The sequence below is a fragment of the Methylocystis heyeri genome (assembly GCF_004802635.2).
Classification (GTDB): domain Bacteria; phylum Pseudomonadota; class Alphaproteobacteria; order Rhizobiales; family Beijerinckiaceae; genus Methylocystis; species Methylocystis heyeri.
Genome location: NZ_CP046052.1, coordinates 2,801,801 through 2,818,610 on the forward strand (window position 1 = coordinate 2,801,801; position 16,810 = coordinate 2,818,610).

The window sequence follows — 16,810 nt, forward strand, 5'->3', positions numbered from 1 at the left end:
AAGGTCAAAAGCCCAAGGCTTGCCGGATCAGATCGGCTCGGGCCCGCGCGAAATCGCGGCGACGCCCGTACGTGAAACTTCGACGAGGCCGATCGGCCGCATGAGGTCCACGAATTCGTCGATTTTTTCCGGCTTGCCGGTGAGTTCGAAAATAAAGCTCTCGGTGGTGGCGTCGACGATGCGGGCGCGGAAGGCGTTGGCGAGCTGCAGCGCGTCGGCCCGGTTCTCCCCCCGCCCGCGCACCTTGACCATCGCCAGCTCGCGCTCCAGGCCGCGGCCGCCCTCGGTGAGGTCCGTGACCTGCCGCACCGGCACCAGACGCTCGAGCTGATGGCGGATCTGGTCGATGGTCTCGGGCGCGCCCGAGGTCCTGATCGTGACGCGCGACAGATGCTCGGCGTGCGCCACCTCGGCCACGGTCAGGCTTTCGATGTTGTAGCCCCGGCCCGAAAACAGCCCCACCACCCGGGCGAGGACGCCCGGTTCATTGTCGGCCAGCACCGAAAGCGTGTGCTGCTCTATCTTTGATTGCGCCGTCGACACGGAATAGGGCGACGGCGAGGAAGTCGGGGCGTTCATGGCGTTTCCGTTGGTTGCGCTTCGGCTCGGGACGTGGGCCCTCAGACGAGCATCTTGCCCTTTTCGTCGATGACCGAGCCGAGCTCCAGCCCGGCGTCGTCCGAAAGATCGGCGAGCAGCATATCGTTATGGGCTTTTCCGGAAGGAATCATCGGGAAGCAGTTTTCCGATTTCTCGACCAGGCAGTCGAACAGCACCGGGCCGTCGTAGTCCAGCATCTCCTGGATCGCAGCGTCGAGCCCGGCGGGATCGAAGCAGCGAATTCCCTTGGCGCCGAATGCCTCCGCAAGCTTCACGAAGTCCGGCAGCGCCTCCGAATAGCTGTGCGAATAGCGCCCGCCGTGGAGCAGCTCCTGCCACTGGCGCACCATCCCCATATATTCGTTGTTCAGGATGAAGACCTTCACGGGCAGGCGATATTGAATGGCGGTGGAGAGTTCCTGAATGCACATCAGGATCGAGGCCTCCCCGGCGATGTCCACCACCACCGAGCCGGGATGGGCGAGCTGCGCGCCGATCGCGGCGGGCAGGCCATAGCCCATCGTGCCGAGCCCGCCCGAAGTCATCCAGCGGTTGGGTTCGTCGAAGTGGAAATGCTGGGCGGCCCACATCTGGTGCTGCCCGACCTCGGTGGTGACGTAAACGTCCTTGCCCTTGGTGAGTTCGTAAAGACGCTGCACGGCGTATTGCGGCTTGATCACATTGTCCGAATTGCGGAACGCCAGAGATTTCCTGCCGCGCCAGGCGTCGATCTGGCGCCACCAGTCTTCGAGCGGCTGCTTTTCGGCGTGCATCGCTTCGGAACGCCACAGCCGGACCATCGCCTCGAGCACATGAGCGCAATCGCCGACGATGGCGAGATCGACTTTCACGTTCTTGTTGATGGAAGAACGGTCGATGTCGATATGGACCTTCTTGGAGCCGGGCGAAAAAGCGTCGAGCCGGCCGGTGATGCGGTCGTCGAAGCGCGCGCCGACGGCGATCATGAGATCGCAGTCGTGCATGGCGTTGTTGGCCTCGAAGGTGCCGTGCATGCCGAGCATGCCCAGCCAATTGCCGGACGTCGCCGGATAGGCTCCCAGCCCCATCAGGGTCGAGGTGACGGGAAAGCCGGTCAGCGCCGCGAGCTCGCGCAGCAGGGTCGAGGCGATCGGACCCGAGTTGATGACGCCGCCGCCGGTATAGAAGATCGGCCTCCTGGCCGCCGCCATCATCCGCACCGCCTCCCGGATCAGCGCCATATCGGCGTCGATCTGGGGATTATAGGTCTTGTGGTGGATGTTGTGCGGCGGCGTATAGGTTCCGCGCGCGAACTGAACATCCTTGGGAATGTCCACCACCACCGGGCCGGGCCGGCCGCTGGTCGCGACGTAAAAGGCCTCGTGCAGCACCCGGCAGAGATCGTCTATGCTTCTGACGAGATAATTGTGCTTGGTGCAGTGACGGGTGATCCCGACGGTGTCGCATTCCTGAAAGGCGTCCGAACCGATGAGATGGGTCGGAACCTGCCCCGTGATGCAGACCAGCGGAATGCTGTCCATCAGGGCGTCGGTCAGGCCCGTGACCGTATTGGTCGCGCCCGGGCCGGAGGTCACCAGCAGGGCGCCGACCTTGCCGGACGAGCGCGCGTAGCCTTCCGCGGCATGGGCCGCTCCCTGCTCGTGGCGCACCAGAATGTGCCTGACGGACTCCTGCTGGAACAATACGTCGTAAATCGGAAGAACCGCGCCGCCGGGATAACCGAAAAGGACGTCGACCCCGTGATCCTTCAGGGCTTCGACCACCATTTCTGCGCCGGTCATCTCTTTAGACATTTTTATGGCTTTCCGTTTCGCGCGTTCTTTCCGCCTTGTTGAATTTCGGGCAACAAAAAAGGCCCTTTCGGGCCCTGGTCAAGCGCCGCCCCGGGAACCCGAGCTTAAGCTCGGTCCGGCGTCGGCGCAGAAAATACGACCGCTTGCTGCCCCACTTGTCCGACCTCGGTTGGATTTAGCGGCGTGTAAATTAGGCGAGAGGGAGAAAGCGGTCAAGCGCTTGGCGGAAATTCGCCGGAAAGCCGACGAGTGCGATCAATCGTAGTTCTTCGCCTCGCGGCCGACGACATCCGCCAAGGCGACGCCCTCCCCCGCCAGGCGCTCCACAAGACCCTTCTTGATTCGCGACACGAGGCCCGGCCCCTCGTAAACCAGGGCGGAATAAAGCTGGACCAGCGAGGCCCCGGCTTCGATCTTGGCGAAGGCTGCGGCTGCGCCGTCGATCCCGCCGACGCCGATCAAGGGAAACTGCCGTTCGACCCTGACGAAAACCTGCGCCAGACGCTGCGTCGAAAGCTCGAAAAGCGGCGCGCCGGAGAGTCCCCCCGCCTCGCCTGCGAAATCAGACCGCAGGGACGCCGGGCGAGAGATGGTGGTGTTGGAGACGATCATGCCGTCGATGCGCTCGTCCCTGGCGACGCGCACGATCCCGTCGATCTGGCCGAGATCGAGGTCGGGCGCGATCTTGAGCAGCAGCGGCCGGCGGCGAGGCGCAGCGTCGCGCGCCTCCAGCACGCGCGCGAGCAGCTCCGCCAGCGCGCGAGGCTCCTGCAGATCGCGCAGGCCCGGAGTGTTGGGCGAAGATACGTTGACCGTGAAATAATCGGCCGCCGGCCAGAAGCTCTTCACCCCCGCGACATAATCCGCGATGCGGTCGCCGGAGTCCTTGTTGGCGCCGATGTTGACGCCGACGATTCCGCCGCGCCGGCGCGCGCCGAGGCGCCGCAAGGCCGGGGCGTGGCCGTCATTGTTGAAGCCGTATCGGTTGACGACGGCGCGATCCTCGGCGAGACGAAAGGCGCGGGGGCGCGGATTGCCGGGCTGCGGCCGAGGCGTGAGCGTGCCGACCTCCACGAAACCGAAGCCGAGCGCCGTCGCTTTCGAAAAGACCTCGGCGTTCTTGTCGAAGCCGGCGGCGAGGCCCACGGGATTGGGAAAATCGAAACCGAACGCCGAGACTGCGAGGCGCGGATCATCCGGCGCGGCGGGGCGATCGGGCAGGAGCTTCAGGGCCGCGATCGTCGCGCGATGGGCGTCTTCCGCATCCAGTCGCCGCGCCAGGGCCGCGAAGGCGCCCCCCAGCCAGTCCATCATAGCGGAAATCCCGAAAAATCATGGGCGCCGTCGGCTCCGAGCGGCAGAGGCCTCGCCCATGAGACCGCCGACAGCGGCAAGACGCCGTAGAGATGGGGAAACAATGCCCCGCCGCGGGAGACTTCCCATTTGAGCGCCGTCCCGAGACTTTCCGCCTCTACCGCGACGAGGAGCAGATCCCCCTGCCCCTTGTAATGGCGCGCCGCGGTCTCCCGCACCTGCTCGCCGGTCGAGAAATGGATGAAGCCGTCGGAAAGATCGACGCCGGCGCCGCGGAATGCGTCCGCCGCCGTCTGGAACGCCGCGGCGGAAACGATCTTGTATATCAGAGCCATCGACGAGCCTTCACTCCGCCGCCGCGGCTTCGGGCCTGCCGCGCCGAGGCAAGCGGGCCGCCATCGAGATCAGCGCGCGGTCGCTCACCGCGACGAGACGCTCTCCGCGGTTGAGCCATTGCACCGCATCCTCGATCGTCTCCGCATCCGCGAGCTTTGCTTCGGCGACCGCGCGATCGGCCGTGATCTGGCCGCGCTGGCGCGGCTTGCGGGCCGGCAGCCAGGTCTCGTGCAGGGAGCGAAGCTCCGGGTCGGCGTGGATCGCCAATATGCAATTGGCTTCGTCTTCGCCCGTGCGCGCCAGAATCTTGGAGAGGGCGCGGCCGCGCTTGGCGACATGGGGCGTGTTGGTCTCCTCGGGCGTGACCAGCAGGCCCGCCCGGCGGAAAGCGAGGCCCAGCCAGCGCTGGCTGGTCAGCCAGGAAATCGGGATGGCGAGAATCAGGCCGGCGATGGTGGGAGACATCCAGGCGACGAGCGAAGGGGAAATCAACAAGCCCGCGACCAGCGAGAGAACGCCGAGCGCGACATGCGATCTGTGGCGGCGGACGATGGCCGAGAAAGGCACAGAGCCGTCGTCGCGGCGCTGTGGGTCCCACCCGGTGTCGAAACCGAAGACGATATGGACGACATGGCCGGTCTGAATCAGCATCATGATCGGCGCGAGCAAGGCCGAAAGGATGACCTCGAATACGGTCGAGATCAGCAGCATGACCACCCCGCCCGAACCCCGCCGGGTTTCGGGATCGTGGATCGCCACGATCAGGCCGAACAGCTTGGGCGCGAGGAGGATGCCCATCGTCAGCGCGAAGAGCTCGAGCGAGCGCTGGGCGTCGAAGCGCGGCCAAACCGGGAAGAGCGCGAATTCCGCCGAGAAATACTCGGGCCGGAAATAGCTCGCCTGGAACACGATGATGATGCCGACCAGTAGTTGCAGCAGCCACAGCGGCGAAGTGAGGTAGCCGAATATGCCGGTGAGAAAATGCTGGCGCGAGGCCCAGTGAAAGCCGCTTCCGAACAGGATGCGGCTGTGCTGGAGATTGCCCTGGCACCAGCGCCGGTCGCGCGCCGAAAGGTCGATCAGCGACGGCGGGCTCTCCTCATAGGAGCCGCCGAGCGTCGGGAGCATGTAGACGGCGTAGCCCGCCCGGCGTATCAGCGCAGCCTCGACGAAGTCGTGGCTCATGATATGGCCGCCCCACGGTGGGCGGCCGCGCAGGTCGGGCAGGCCGCAATGGCGGGCGAATGCCTCGGTGCGGATGATCGCGTTGTGGCCCCAGTAGTTGCCGTCGCGCCCCATCCACTCCGAAAGCCCGGCGGCGATCACGGGTCCATAGATGCGGGCCGCGAACTGCTGCACGCGCGCAAAAAGCGTGTTGCGGTTGATGATCAGCGGCAGCGTCTGGATGATGCCGGAGTCGGGGTCCGCCTCCATGGCGGCGGCGAGCTGCACGATGGTCTCGCCGGTCATGAGGCTGTCGGCGTCCAGCACCACCATATGCTCGTAGGCCCCGCCCCAGCGCGAGACGAACTCGGCGATGTTGCCCGCCTTGCGGCTCGTGTTCTTTTCTCGGCGGCGGTAGAAGACACGCCCGCCCGCTGCGCCGAGGCGCCGCCGGATCTCGATGAAGGCCCGCTCCTCGGCGATCCAGATGTCGGGATTTGTGGTGTCCGACAGGAAGAACCAGTCGAAACCCTCCCCGAGGCCGGTCGCCTCGACATCCTCGAAAATGGTCTGCAGCGCGGCGAACACCCGGCTAGGCGCTTCGTTGTAGATCGGCATGACGACCGCCGTCTTGGCGGCGAGGCTGGTCGGCCGCGCGGGACGACTGGGCCTGCGCAAAAGGGCGGCCAATCCGACCAGACTGCTCGAGAAGGAAAGCGCGATCCACGAGAAGTTCAGCACGAAAAGCGCCAACAGCGCCCATTTCAGCGTCGTGACCCCGCCGACGTCGATGACGCGGTACATCTCGTTGCCGCCATAGACGGTCAGAGCCGCGCCCCCGCCGAAGGTCACGAGACGCGACAGCCAGGGGATGTATCCGAGCTTGGGCGCCGCGGGGCGGCGGCGGTGCCGGGAGTCGAATTTGAAGAGATTCTGGGCGGGCATCGCCAGCCGGTTCTCGACCGGCGTCGGCGGCGCGAAAACGCCGCCCAGCGGCGGGCGGGCGGCGGCGTCGTGAGGAGAAGCCTCGGCGAGCGTTTGATTCAGGACGTCCATCTGTAGAGCCAGGTTTCGCTGATCGGGTCGTCGCCCGACTGAAGCACGAGCCGCAGCTCGCAAAAGGTTTCGCCGCCCGGGTCGAGATCGAATACGACCCGGCAGGTCTTGGCCGGCGGGTTGTGATACATGCGGATATTGTTCGCTGCGCCCGGCGAGGTGGTCAGAACCGGGCGAAGCGAAGCCGTCCGCGCCGGATCGCTCAAGGCCTCCCCGGCAAAGACAACCACAAAGCGGCGGAGTTTGGGCGCGGAGCCGCGGCCGCCGCGCGCGTCGGCCACATAAGCGAGCGGCGGGCGCGTGGGCGGCTCCCAGCACCAGAACTGGCGATAGGCGAAACGCGCCTCCTTGCCGGCGGCGAGCGCCTGCTTCGGCCGCCAATAGGCGATGATGTTCTGGTTGATCTCCGACTCGGAGGGTATCTCGACGAGCTGCACAGAGCCGTCGCCCCATTCCCCGAGCGGCTCGATCCACAGCGAGGGCCGGCGCTCCCAATGCTGCTCGTCGTCCTGATAGGAGGCGATGTCGCGGTTGCGCATCAGACAGCCGAACCCTTTCGGATTGGCGTCGACGAAGGAGGAAAGCTGCAGGCTGTTGCGATTCGATATCGGACGCCAGATCCATTCATTGGCGCCGGTCAGCATCTGCAGCCCGTTCAGCTCGGAGACAGCCGGACGAATGTCGTCGGTGCGGCGGCGGTCGAGCGGCGTGAACAGGGAAGCGCCCGCCAGCCCCGCTATGCCGATATGGTCGAGGTCGGCGCGGGGAAAAAGCGTCAGCTCGGTGTCGATGATGGTCGCTTCCCCGGGCCGCAGGGTGAAGCGATAGGCGCCCGCGACGCTCTGGGAGTCGAGCAGCGCATGGATGACGAGGGCGTTGTCGCCGAGCGCGGGCTTCTCGATCCAGAAGGTGCGGAAGACTGGAAATTCCTCCCCGCGCGGATCGGCGGTGCGGATGGAAAGACCGCGGGCGCTGGCCCCGAGCGTCTGGCCGGGAGCGCAGGCGCGATAGAAACTCGCCCCCTGGAACAAGGCCAGCTCCGCCTCGGTCCCGCCGTTCTGGGCCCGCAGCACGCGAAAACCCGAGAATCCCATGTCGGGCAGCTTGTCGGGGACCTTCAACCCGCCATAGTCGAACAGATTCTGATCGTAGGCGATGCGTTTCGTGATCCCGCCCTCGACCACGAACAGATCGACCGGCGTGCTGAAGATCGGCCCCCTGTGCAGGGGCTCGAAGGAGAAGCCTTTGTTCTCCCCCGACCAGACGGCGGCGTCCGGCCGGGTCTTGATGGCGACATATTGTTCGTAGCTCAGCCCGGAGAAAGGCTCCCGCAGATCGTTCGGCGGCGGCGAAAACGGCTTTTTTGCAAGGGAACGGGCTAGCTCCAGGACATTGTCGCGCGAAAAAGGAGAAGCGGGAGCGGGAGCGGCGGGCTGATCGGCGGATGCGCGGACCGCAGGGCTGAAACCGGCGGCCAGTGCGCCTAGCGCCGCCCGCAAAACGTCTCTACGTTCAACCATAAGCTTTAATAACCCGAGGGAGGGCGCGGCGGACCGCCGAAGCGCCGAACAATCTATACAAGAACCCCGGCGAATCGAAACGGCTTTCTTTCGAGCCCGGAAATATTTCGCCCGAAATAGACGCGCGGGCGGCGTTCTGCGGCGCGTCCCCGCTTCGAAATCCGCCGAGAGCTGCTAGAACGACGCTTCAGCTATTCTTCAGATCTCGAAAGGCTCGCGGAAACCTATGCCCTCCTCCAAAGATCGTCGCAGCGCCCTCGCCGTCATCCTGGCCGCGGGGGAAGGCACAAGGATGAAGTCGCAACTTCCGAAGGTGCTCCACAAGATCGCCGGCCGGTCCATGCTCGGCCACGTCCTCGCCAGCCTTTCCGCCGCCGAGACGGCCGGCGTCGCCGTGGTGGTGGGCCCCGGTCGGGAGGACGTCCAGGCCGAGGCCCTGCGGTTGCGGCCGGATGCGCGGGTTTTCGTGCAGGAAGAACGCCGCGGCACCGCCCATGCGACGCTCGCGGCGCGGGAGGCCCTGGCGGCCGGCTTCGACGACCTCCTCATCCTCTTCGCCGACACCCCTCTCGTGACGCCCGCCTCGATGAGCGCCCTGCGCGCGGCTCTGAAGGACGGCGCCGCCGTCGCCGTTCTCGGCTTCGAAGCGGCGAACCCCTTCGGCTACGGACGCTTGATCAAGGACGCAGCCGGGGATCTGACCGCGGTTCGCGAGGAAAAAGACGCCACCGAAAGCGAGCGGGCGATTACGCTCTGCAACGCCGGCGTGATGGCGCTCGACGGGCGCCGCGCCCTGGAGCTGCTCGAGGCGGTCGGCTGCGCCAACGCCAAGGGCGAATATTATCTGACCGACGTCGTGGAGATCGCCCGCGCGCGAGGTCTCGGTCGCCGCGTCGTTCTCGGCCAGGAGAGCGAGGTTCTCGGCGTGAACGACCGCATCCAGCTCGCCGAGGCCGAGCGCATCGCGCAGGACCGCCTGCGCCGCGCCGCCATGGCGGGCGGGGCCACGCTGGTCGCGCCGGAGACGGTGTTTCTTTCCGCCGACGCCAGGATCGGCCAGGACGTGGTCATCGAGCCCCATGTCGTCATCGGCGCCGGGGTCGAGATTGCGAACGGCGCCGTCGTCCACGCCTTTTCCCATATCGAAAAGGCCCGGATCGGCGAGGGCGCCCATGTGGGCCCCTTCGCGCGGCTTCGGCCCGGCGCCGATCTCGGGGCAAAGTCGAAAGTGGGGAATTTCGTCGAGATCAAAGCGGCGGCGATCGGAGCCGGCGCCAAGGTCAGCCATCTCACCTATATCGGCGACGCCGACGTCGGGGCCGAAGCCAATATCGGCGCCGGCACGATTACCTGCAATTACGACGGATACTTCAAATATCGCACGCAGATCGGCGAAGGCGCCTTCATCGGCTCCAATTCCTCGCTGGTCGCCCCGGTCAATATCGGCGCCGGCGCCTATGTCGGCTCGGGCTCGGTGGTCACGAAAGACGTGGCCGCAGGCGCCCTCGCCGTCGCGCGCGGCAGGCAGATCGAAAAAGCGGGCTGGGCCGACGCTTTCAACCGCACGCAGGCGGAAAAGAAGAGCGGGAAAAACTCGCAGTAGTGTCTCAGTGTTAATTTCGGCGGGGTTGACTCCGGCTCGCCCCCGCCAGTCCCCAGTGCTATGCTCAGCGGTAAGCGGAGGGCAAAATGACTCAGAACGAGTGGGTGGAGCGGTTAACAAAGGCCCGCGAAGATATTCAGTCGGCAGCTTCGGAACGCGAAGCGCTAGTTCTAGGGTCCAGACCCATAAAGTGCTTGGCGTAAAGAGCGGGTTGTGATTCAGGGCTTCCGAAAGGAAGCGCCGATGATTCGCGATCAATTCTGGCTGACAGATGCGCAGTTTTCGAAGATTGCGCCACATCTTCCCACTGACACGCGCGGCAAGGCGCGGGTCGACGACCGCAGGGTCATCAGCGGCATCGTCCAAGTGCTCAAATCCGGCGGGCGCTGGGTCGACGCACCGCCGGAATACGGGCCCAAAAAGACACTTTATAATCGCTATGTCCGTTGGGCCGCCAAGGGCGTCTGGGTCGACTTGTTCCATGCACTCGCTCAAGCCGGCGGGCCGCCGACGGAAGTTCTCATCGACTCCTCGGCGGTGAAAGCGCATCGCTCGGCCAGCGGCGGCAAAGGGGGGAGAAAAATCAGGCCATCGGCCGCTCGCGCGGTGGACGCACAACGAAAATCCACGCGCTGACCGACGCGCAATGTCGACCCATAGCTTTCATGCTCACAGCCGGAAACGTCGCCGATTGCACAGCGGGCGCGGAACTTCTTGCCCATCTTCCGCCTTGCGAAGTCCTCCACGGCGACAAGGGATACGACAGCAACGCCATCCGCCGTAGGATCGAGGACGGCGGCGCACTGCCGAATATTCCGCCCAAGGCCAACCGCAAATGGAAGAACTGCTTTTCGCCGCTCCTCTATCGAAACCGCAACGCCATCGAGCGCATGTTCTGCCGTTTAAAGGATTTTAGACGCGTGGCGACGCGCTACGACAGAAACGCCGTCAATTTCCTCGCCGCCGTTTGCCTCGCTGCCACTGTCAGCTATTGGTTATGAGTCTGGGCCCTAGCGTTCACCGAGTTGGCGGTGTTGCTCTTGGACATCAAGGCCGTGATAGACGAAAACGCCCACCGGAGCTGAAGGCGAGAATGGCCACGTCGGCGCCATCGCTCACGCCGTCAAGATTATACGTATCGCGAGGGGGGAGGAAGCCTAGGACTATGGCGATAGGCCTGCCAAGAACCAAGCCGCCGCCGAGCTTGGGCGCGCGCTGGCGGGAAGAAACGCGCCGAGAGCCGTACGGCCGAACAGCCCCGGCAGGCGGCACAGACTCGTTGGAAGAACGGTTAGGTCTTCTTTCCCGGGAAGCTAACCACGTTGGTTCCCGGCAGCGTCTCGCGGCGAAATTGTTCCTTTAGAATTGGCTCAGCCCTTGCTTCCGGGGCATTGCGGAACGTTCCCGGAGGAAGGTCGGATAATTCTTCTAAGTCCTTTGGCGGGAAAGGAAGCGATCTTGAGATTTCATCGTGGGATTGCACTCCCTCTTCGACAAGCATTTCGAAGCTCCTGCGAATTAATTGCGGGTCCTCTTTCTTCATCTTGTTATCGAGAGGTTCCGACTTTCGCCATCCACGGCGGTTATAATTTATCCACAACCGCGTAGCCTGATCCTCATCTATTATATCTAGCCCTTTACATCGCATAATCATCGAAGCAACAGACGCCCCCCACCTTTCCTTCAGAGTTAAAAACCCGTCCAAAGACGGGGCATAAAGTTCGCTAGTAAATTCATATTCTGGCAGCAGCATAGCTGATGCAATCCGATCAGCTTGTTTTTCTATTAGCTTATAGAATGCTCTATCATTCAGCCGTCTTTGCGGAACGTTATTATGGCAGCATATATGAACTAATTCATGCAGAACATCAAATCGCTGCCTACACGCACTAGCTTTGTCACGAGATAGGACAACAAACGGCATATTAAACGTATCAGACCATTGTGAAAATGCGTCCAATTTATCCGCATTGACATGAATTCGCGACACCAAGATCCCGTTAGTCTCAAGCTTCTCGATAGTGTCCGGCATTGGACCAGGCTTGATTCCCCAAAACTCTCGCATTTCCTTCGCTGTGCTTTCAACGAAGTCCATATCGGCTATGTTTTCTTCGTGAAACTCGATTTTTGGAATATTCAATTCAGGAAGATCGAAGTAATTTTCTAAATAATCAACGATTTCCTTCATCCATTCCAAGCGGACCTCCGCGCGGTCACGCGCGGTCGGCGGGGCCGTCAGTCGCGCACGCCAAAAAATCGGCCGCTCGTCTTTCCCCGGGACCGGCCGGAAAAAATAATCACGTGGAACGTTTAGGATTGAAACCAACTTGTGAAATACATCGAATTTAGGGTTTTGGTGACCATTCTCATACTTCGAGATGGATTGCACGCTGACGCCGGCAAGCTCGGCCAAATCGGTCGCGCTCTTCCCGCTAGCCTTTCTCGCTTCAGTCAGGCGTGCGCCACAAAAGCCTTGGACGATCCCCGTCATTTTCCTTCAGTCCCAGTTCCCTCATCCCTCGCCTTCTTTTTCCAAGGAAGCGAACGTTTTGGCGTCTCGCGTTCGGCAGCTGCGGGATACGAATCAATAATTTCGGATAATGTGAGTTCAACCCCCCAAGCCTTGCAGTCAATGGCGGGAACGCAGAATTGTATCATTCCAAGTTTTTGTTCGGTCTCATTAAATCGTCTTCCGATAGGATTATGAGCGATCACCCCGTAGAGATTGCGCATTATGAAGGCCCCATCAGGCTCGTCGCCCAAGTCAAGCCTAGGAATACTCATAGCATTTGCAAACCGTTCTCTGAATCTTGCAGGCTGCGGCATAGAGCCAATAGATTTGACGTAAGACTGAGTCATTCCTACGTCGCCAGTATAAACATACGCATGTCGCCTATTATTCTGCACAATCACGCTGAGAGTATGCGCCAAACCATGTTTTTTTGCCAAATCAACAATTAGCCGCTCCATCTTGAAATGCCTGCGCTGAAGAAGGTCATCAATCTTTTGATCCTCCAATGTTCCTTTATCTGCGGCCACTTCGGCGAAGGCGTCGGCGTATGTGACCATCGAGAGCGCACGAAGTTCTGGCCAAAATGCCGCCGCAACGTCGCGAACGATCATGGAAAGAGCCGAGGCCCGGAGGCGACCGTAGGCATCCATAAATTGCCCTTTCATACAATTTTCCCGATATGCACTTTTTCCTTTAAACCTTAAAGACTTTCCGTGCAAGAGCCTAATTGCAGGATTTTGTATGGCTTAACCAAGCAGCCGGGCGAGCGCTTGTTTTCCTCCGGCGCGCCCCCGTTCGTGCTATCCTGCCGCTAAAAACGTGGAGACAGCGCATGTGCGGCATCGTAGGAATTCTGGGGCGTGGGCCGGTGGCTCCCGCTCTCATCGAAGCGCTTCGCCGGCTGGAATATCGAGGTTATGATTCGGCGGGCGTCGCCACGCTCGAAGACGGCAGGCTGACGCGGCTGCGCGCGAGCGGAAAGCTCCGCAATCTCGAAGAAAAGCTCGCGGGACATCCGCTCAAAGGCGAAATCGGCATCGGGCATACGCGCTGGGCGACCCACGGACGCCCCAATGAAACCAACGCCCATCCCCACGCCAATGGAAAAGTGGCGGTGGTTCACAACGGCATCATCGAGAACTTCCGCGAGCTGCGCGAAGAGCTGATGGCAAAAGGACATGTCTTCTCGACCCAGACCGATTCCGAAGCGGTCGCGCATCTCGTCGCGGATTATCTGCGCGAAGGAACCACCCCGCAGGCCGCGGTGGCCTCCGCGCTGGCGCGGCTAAAGGGCGCCTTCGCATTGGTGTTCCTGTTCGACGGAAGAACCGATCTCCTGATCGGCGCCCGGCGCGGCTCGCCGCTCGCGGTCGGCTTCGGCGAGGACGGCGCCTATCTCGGCTCCGACGCTTTGGCTCTTGCGCCTCTCGCCAAGGAAATCGCCTATCTCGAAGAAGACGACTGGGTCGTCGTGACGCGCGAAAAAACCACCTTCTTCAACGCCGCGGGCGAAGAAGTCGTGCGGGCGAGGCGGCCGTTGCAGGCAGGCTCGCTCCAGGTCGACAAGGGCCATTATCGCCACTACATGGCCAAGGAAATTCATGAGCAGCCCGAAGTCGTCGGCCGCACTCTGGCGCATTACCTCGATCTCGCCAGCGGAACCGTGCGGCTGCCCTTCGCGTTCGATTTCGACGCCAGGGCGCTTTCGCGCGTGACCATTTCCGCCTGCGGCACCGCCTTCTACGCCGGCCTTCTGGCGCGCTACTGGCTCGAACGCTTCGCCAGGCTGTCGGTGGACATCGACATCGCCTCCGAGTTCCGCTACCGCGAGGCGCCGCTGCCCGAGCGCGGGCTGATGATCGTCGTTTCGCAATCGGGCGAGACCGCCGACACGCTCGCGGCGCTGCGCTATGCGCGCGCGCATGGGCAGCATGTTCTTTCCATCGTCAATGTGGAGACCTCCACCATCGCCCGCGAGAGCGACACGGTGGCGCTCACGCTCGCGGGACCGGAAATCGGCGTCGCTTCGACCAAGGCATTCACCTGCCAGCTCGCCGTGTTCGCCTGTCTCGCCCTCGCGCTCGGCAGGGCGCGCGGCGTCCTCACCGAAGAGCGCGAGAAAGAGCTGGTGGCCGAACTGATCGCGACGCCGGGCCTGATGGCCCAGGTGCTCAAGGACGAGGCCCGCATCGAGCCGGTGGCGCGGGACGTCGCGCGCGCATCCAGCGTGCTTTATCTCGGACGCGGTCCTTCCTATCCGCTGGCGCTGGAAGGGGCGCTCAAGCTCAAGGAATTGTCCTACATCCACGCCGAAGGCTACGCCGCCGGCGAGCTCAAGCACGGGCCGATCGCGCTGATCGACTTTTCAATTCCGGTGGTCGTTCTCGCGCCCCATGACGCGAGCCTCGAGAAAACCGTCTCCAATCTTCAGGAAGTCGCTGCGCGAGGCGGCCATCTCATCCTCGTCGGCCCGAACAGCGCCAAGGTAGCCGCGGCGGCGGATCTCGCCGGCTTCATCGAAATGCCCGAGACCGCGGCCGGCGCCTTCGCCGCGCTGGTCTACGCCCTGCCGGCGCAGCTCCTCGCCTATCACGTCTCGGTTTTCATGGGCAAAGACGTCGACCAGCCGCGCAATCTCGCAAAGAGCGTCACGGTGGAGTAGAGGCGCTCGCCGCCTCCGCGACCAGCGGGACGGCGCAGCGGGCCAGCGCTTTGGCGTAGGCCTGCGGGCTGAAGGCCCTGTCATAGAGCCGCTTTGTGTCCGAATCCGCGCCCGGGGGCTGCAAAGCCCCCGACAGCAGCCGCGCGCGGATATCAAGCAGCGCCTGCGCGAAGCCGGCCGCGTCCTGCCGCAATATCACATTGGACAGGCTGCCGGGATCGACGCCCATGCCGCGGAAAGCCTGGGGCGTCGCGATCAGCAGGGCGCCGCTGGAGAGCGCCTCGACCGCCTTTATCGAAAGCCCGTGGCCCTCGGTGGTCGGCAGCAGGATGCAGCCTGTGGCGGCGTAAACCGCCCCGATGTCGTCGACGCGGCCCATGAACAGCGCCTTATGGGCCTCGTAAAGCGCGGCGTCGCGGTTCTTCACTCCCTTGTCGATATTGCCGTAGATCGCAAGCTCGACATCGCCGGCGAGGGGCAGAACCTCCTCCAGAAACCAGCGCAGGCTCAGGTAATTGCCATAATTGTCGCTGGCGACGATGACGATGTCGCGGCCCCTGCTCAGCGGCGCCGGCTCGGTCGCCGGATAGACCAGCGCATGGCGCGCCTGCGGCAGCAGCCGGCCGAATTCCAGAAATTCTTCCTCGTTCAGATGGACGCAAAGATCGGCGCGGGCGGTCCAACCCAGCTCCAGCGCCAGCATTTGATCATAGGATGCGTAGGGCCGCAGGAAAAAACCGCCCCGGTTGCGCAGCGCATATTGCCGGGCCTGAATGTCCTGGGTCTCCAGGATGACGGGAATGTTCCTCTCTCCCCCCAGGCGCAGCGCCAGGGGCAGGGTGAAGTAATGATTGGCGTGGATGAGGTCGATCCGCTCCGTCTCCAGCCCCTGCGGGACCGGGACGCGCTTCGCGATTTCGATCAGCCAGCGCGCTTGATCGCCATGGATCAGGGGAAGCCAGCCCTCCCGGAGCAGGCCGGAGGAAACGAGGCTGCGGTGCGACGTCGCGGTGAAGAACCTGCGGTCCGCCGGCAAGTCTTTGGAGGCCGCAAGATAGCCCGGCCAGCGGCCGCCTTTGGGCGCCGGCGGGGAGAGATCGTCCATCATGGCGATGGAGATCACCCGGGCGCCCAGAGCCTTATAGGCCGTCAGCTGGGCCGCATTGACTTGATAGCTGCCGCAGGAGTGCCAGGCGGCGTGAACCACCGCGACGGTTTTTCCCAGGAGCGGCGACGCCGCGGCTACGCTTTCCTCAATGCCCGCGACCTCCAAAACCGCCCCTCTTGCTATATGCGGAAGATTCCAAGTAGAGCTTGGCATATGAGCCAGAACCAGTCGAATCCAGTTTCTTCGTCCCTGCCCGAAAGCGGAGCGGCGGAAGGCGCCTCCCCCCAGGCCCGGCAGAAACGCTATGGCATAGCCATCGTGGGCAACGACAAGATCATCGACTGGCTGCTGCCTTTCCTGGAGAGCTACCGCGCCACCAATTCGGCCCTGCCGATCTACCTTATCCCTTATGACGACAATGTCGTCCAGACGCGCCGCGCCGCCGAAATCTACGGCGCGACTTTCGTCGAGGAAGAGCCCAAGGAGATCGACAGGCTCGCGAACGAGCTCTACCCCGGAATATTCAACAACAACCGCCGCCGGCTTCGGAAGCTCCAGGCGCTGGCGCTCCCGCTCGACGAAGTGGCCTATGTCGACGTCGACGTCATATTGTTCCGCGATTTTTCGCCGATCTTCGGCAGGCTGGAAGCGGGAAAGACCGAATTCATCGTCGCTTCTCCCAGCTTCGAATATGTCTATAACGACCGCCGCAGCGCCTACCCCTTCTTGCGCGACGTCCTGCTGTTCAACGACGGCTTCTGGGTGACCTCCAACAAATATCTCAAGCTGTCCGATTTCATCGAGACCATGGCGAAGGACGCCGAGATTTTCCACGACGTGCGCAAGCGCGGGCAATTGTTTGCGCAGCCGCTGGTGAATTTCGTCACGCACCGCCGCGGCGTCAAAATCGCGCTTCTGCCCAATGTGGTGAACAACGCCTCGCACGAGAGCTACTACAAGGCGCCGGGAATAAGCTTTTCCGAAGGAAAGCCGCTAGATCCCGACGGCAAGGAGATCTATTTCTGCCACTGGGCCGGCGCGACCGCCCTGCCCTCGCGCGGAACATTCGATCCCGCCTGGACCGAATTCTCGAAAGCCGCCTGGGCGAGGTTCGGAAAATGAGACCCGGCCGCTGCGGGCTC

The 16,810-nt window shown here is 63.1% G+C and carries 13 protein-coding genes; 4 read left to right on the top strand and 9 right to left on the bottom strand.

Annotated elements, in window-relative coordinates; translation table 11 throughout:
* Positions 1-27: 27 nt before the first annotated feature.
* The 6 genes from ilvN to H2LOC_RS12815 all read right to left on the bottom strand — a co-directional run bounded on the left by ilvN (position 28) and on the right by H2LOC_RS12815 (position 7,783).
* On the bottom strand, positions 28-579 hold the full coding sequence (gene ilvN, locus H2LOC_RS12790; RefSeq protein WP_136496734.1) for an acetolactate synthase small subunit: 552 nt from the start codon (positions 577-579) through the stop codon (positions 28-30).
* Positions 580-620: 41 nt separating this feature from the next.
* On the bottom strand, positions 621-2,393 hold the full coding sequence (locus H2LOC_RS12795; protein WP_136496735.1) for an acetolactate synthase 3 large subunit: 1,773 nt from the start codon (positions 2,391-2,393) through the stop codon (positions 621-623).
* Between the two features lie 255 nt (positions 2,394-2,648).
* Complete coding sequence (locus H2LOC_RS12800) at positions 2,649-3,707, bottom strand: quinone-dependent dihydroorotate dehydrogenase (protein WP_136496736.1); 1,059 nt, start codon at positions 3,705-3,707, stop codon at positions 2,649-2,651.
* Positions 3,704-4,042 (bottom strand): DUF952 domain-containing protein, encoded by a 339-nt coding sequence (locus H2LOC_RS12805; RefSeq protein ID WP_136496737.1) that lies wholly within the window; start codon positions 4,040-4,042, stop codon positions 3,704-3,706. Before H2LOC_RS12805 ends, H2LOC_RS12800 begins: the two co-directional genes overlap by 4 nt.
* Positions 4,043-4,052: 10 nt before the next feature.
* Positions 4,053-6,263 carry a glucans biosynthesis glucosyltransferase MdoH gene (mdoH, locus tag H2LOC_RS12810; RefSeq protein WP_136496738.1) on the bottom strand — a complete coding sequence of 737 codons (2,211 nt, stop codon included), beginning with the start codon at positions 6,261-6,263 and terminating at the stop codon, positions 4,053-4,055.
* Positions 6,251-7,783 (bottom strand): OpgD/OpgG family glucan biosynthesis protein, encoded by a 1,533-nt coding sequence (locus H2LOC_RS12815; RefSeq protein ID WP_136496739.1) that lies wholly within the window; start codon positions 7,781-7,783, stop codon positions 6,251-6,253. Before H2LOC_RS12815 ends, mdoH begins: the two co-directional genes overlap by 13 nt.
* 292 nt (positions 7,784-8,075) lie before the next feature.
* Here H2LOC_RS12815 and glmU point away from each other — a divergent pair, with 292 nt between their 5' ends.
* Both glmU and H2LOC_RS12825 read left to right on the top strand, forming a co-directional pair.
* Positions 8,076-9,386 (top strand): bifunctional UDP-N-acetylglucosamine diphosphorylase/glucosamine-1-phosphate N-acetyltransferase GlmU, encoded by a 1,311-nt coding sequence (gene glmU, locus H2LOC_RS12820; protein ID WP_425487301.1) that lies wholly within the window; start codon positions 8,076-8,078, stop codon positions 9,384-9,386.
* A 243-nt stretch (positions 9,387-9,629) separates the two neighbouring features.
* A protein-coding gene (locus H2LOC_RS12825; protein WP_425487302.1) for an IS5 family transposase occupies positions 9,630-10,387 on the top strand; the annotation gives its coding sequence in 2 pieces (ribosomal slippage) (positions 9,630-9,975 and positions 9,975-10,387; 759 coding nt in all).
* Positions 10,388-10,677: 290 nt separating this feature from the next.
* On the opposite strand, the gene H2LOC_RS12830 is transcribed toward H2LOC_RS12825, so the two are convergent.
* Positions 10,678-11,877: a helix-turn-helix domain-containing protein gene (locus tag H2LOC_RS12830; RefSeq protein WP_136496741.1), complete on the bottom strand. Its 1,200-nt coding sequence runs from the start codon at positions 11,875-11,877 to the stop codon at positions 10,678-10,680.
* Positions 11,874-12,563, bottom strand: coding sequence for a hypothetical protein (locus tag H2LOC_RS12835; RefSeq protein WP_136496742.1), 690 nt, complete (start codon positions 12,561-12,563; stop codon positions 11,874-11,876). The genes H2LOC_RS12830 and H2LOC_RS12835 overlap by 4 nt, the downstream gene beginning before the upstream one ends.
* 167 nt (positions 12,564-12,730) lie before the next feature.
* Here H2LOC_RS12835 and glmS point away from each other — a divergent pair, with 167 nt between their 5' ends.
* Positions 12,731-14,560, top strand: coding sequence for a glutamine--fructose-6-phosphate transaminase (isomerizing) (glmS, locus tag H2LOC_RS12840; RefSeq protein ID WP_136496743.1), 1,830 nt, complete (start codon positions 12,731-12,733; stop codon positions 14,558-14,560).
* On the opposite strand, the gene H2LOC_RS12845 is transcribed toward glmS, so the two are convergent.
* Entirely contained in the window at positions 14,547-15,833 is a 1,287-nt protein-coding gene (locus H2LOC_RS12845) for a glycosyltransferase (protein WP_246206824.1), read from the bottom strand. The genes glmS and H2LOC_RS12845 overlap by 14 nt on opposite strands.
* A 48-nt stretch (positions 15,834-15,881) precedes the next feature.
* Here H2LOC_RS12845 and H2LOC_RS12850 point away from each other — a divergent pair, with 48 nt between their 5' ends.
* A complete protein-coding gene (locus H2LOC_RS12850) occupies positions 15,882-16,790 on the top strand; it encodes a hypothetical protein (protein WP_136496744.1) in 909 nt (302 codons plus the stop codon).
* The last annotated feature ends 20 nt before the right edge of the window (positions 16,791-16,810 follow it).

What these genes read in the sequence shown, in the direction of transcription:
- H2LOC_RS12830 (WP_136496741.1), bottom strand. Translation starts at nt 11,877, where the DNA reads ATGACGGGGATCGTCCAAGGCTTTTGTGGCGCACGCCTGACTGAAGCG.
- H2LOC_RS12805 (WP_136496737.1), bottom strand. Translation starts at nt 4,042, where the DNA reads ATGGCTCTGATATACAAGATCGTTTCCGCCGCGGCGTTCCAGACGGCG.
- glmS (WP_136496743.1), top strand. Translation starts at nt 12,731, where the DNA reads ATGTGCGGCATCGTAGGAATTCTGGGGCGTGGGCCGGTGGCTCCCGCT.
- glmU (WP_425487301.1), top strand. Translation starts at nt 8,076, where the DNA reads ATGAAGTCGCAACTTCCGAAGGTGCTCCACAAGATCGCCGGCCGGTCC.
- ilvN (WP_136496734.1), bottom strand. Translation starts at nt 579, where the DNA reads ATGAACGCCCCGACTTCCTCGCCGTCGCCCTATTCCGTGTCGACGGCG.
- mdoH (WP_136496738.1), bottom strand. Translation starts at nt 6,263, where the DNA reads ATGGACGTCCTGAATCAAACGCTCGCCGAGGCTTCTCCTCACGACGCC.
- H2LOC_RS12795 (WP_136496735.1), bottom strand. Translation starts at nt 2,393, where the DNA reads ATGTCTAAAGAGATGACCGGCGCAGAAATGGTGGTCGAAGCCCTGAAG.
- H2LOC_RS12800 (WP_136496736.1), bottom strand. Translation starts at nt 3,707, where the DNA reads ATGATGGACTGGCTGGGGGGCGCCTTCGCGGCCCTGGCGCGGCGACTG.
- H2LOC_RS12815 (WP_136496739.1), bottom strand. Translation starts at nt 7,783, where the DNA reads ATGGTTGAACGTAGAGACGTTTTGCGGGCGGCGCTAGGCGCACTGGCC.
- H2LOC_RS12835 (WP_136496742.1), bottom strand. Translation starts at nt 12,563, where the DNA reads ATGAAAGGGCAATTTATGGATGCCTACGGTCGCCTCCGGGCCTCGGCT.
- H2LOC_RS12850 (WP_136496744.1), top strand. Translation starts at nt 15,882, where the DNA reads ATGAGCCAGAACCAGTCGAATCCAGTTTCTTCGTCCCTGCCCGAAAGC.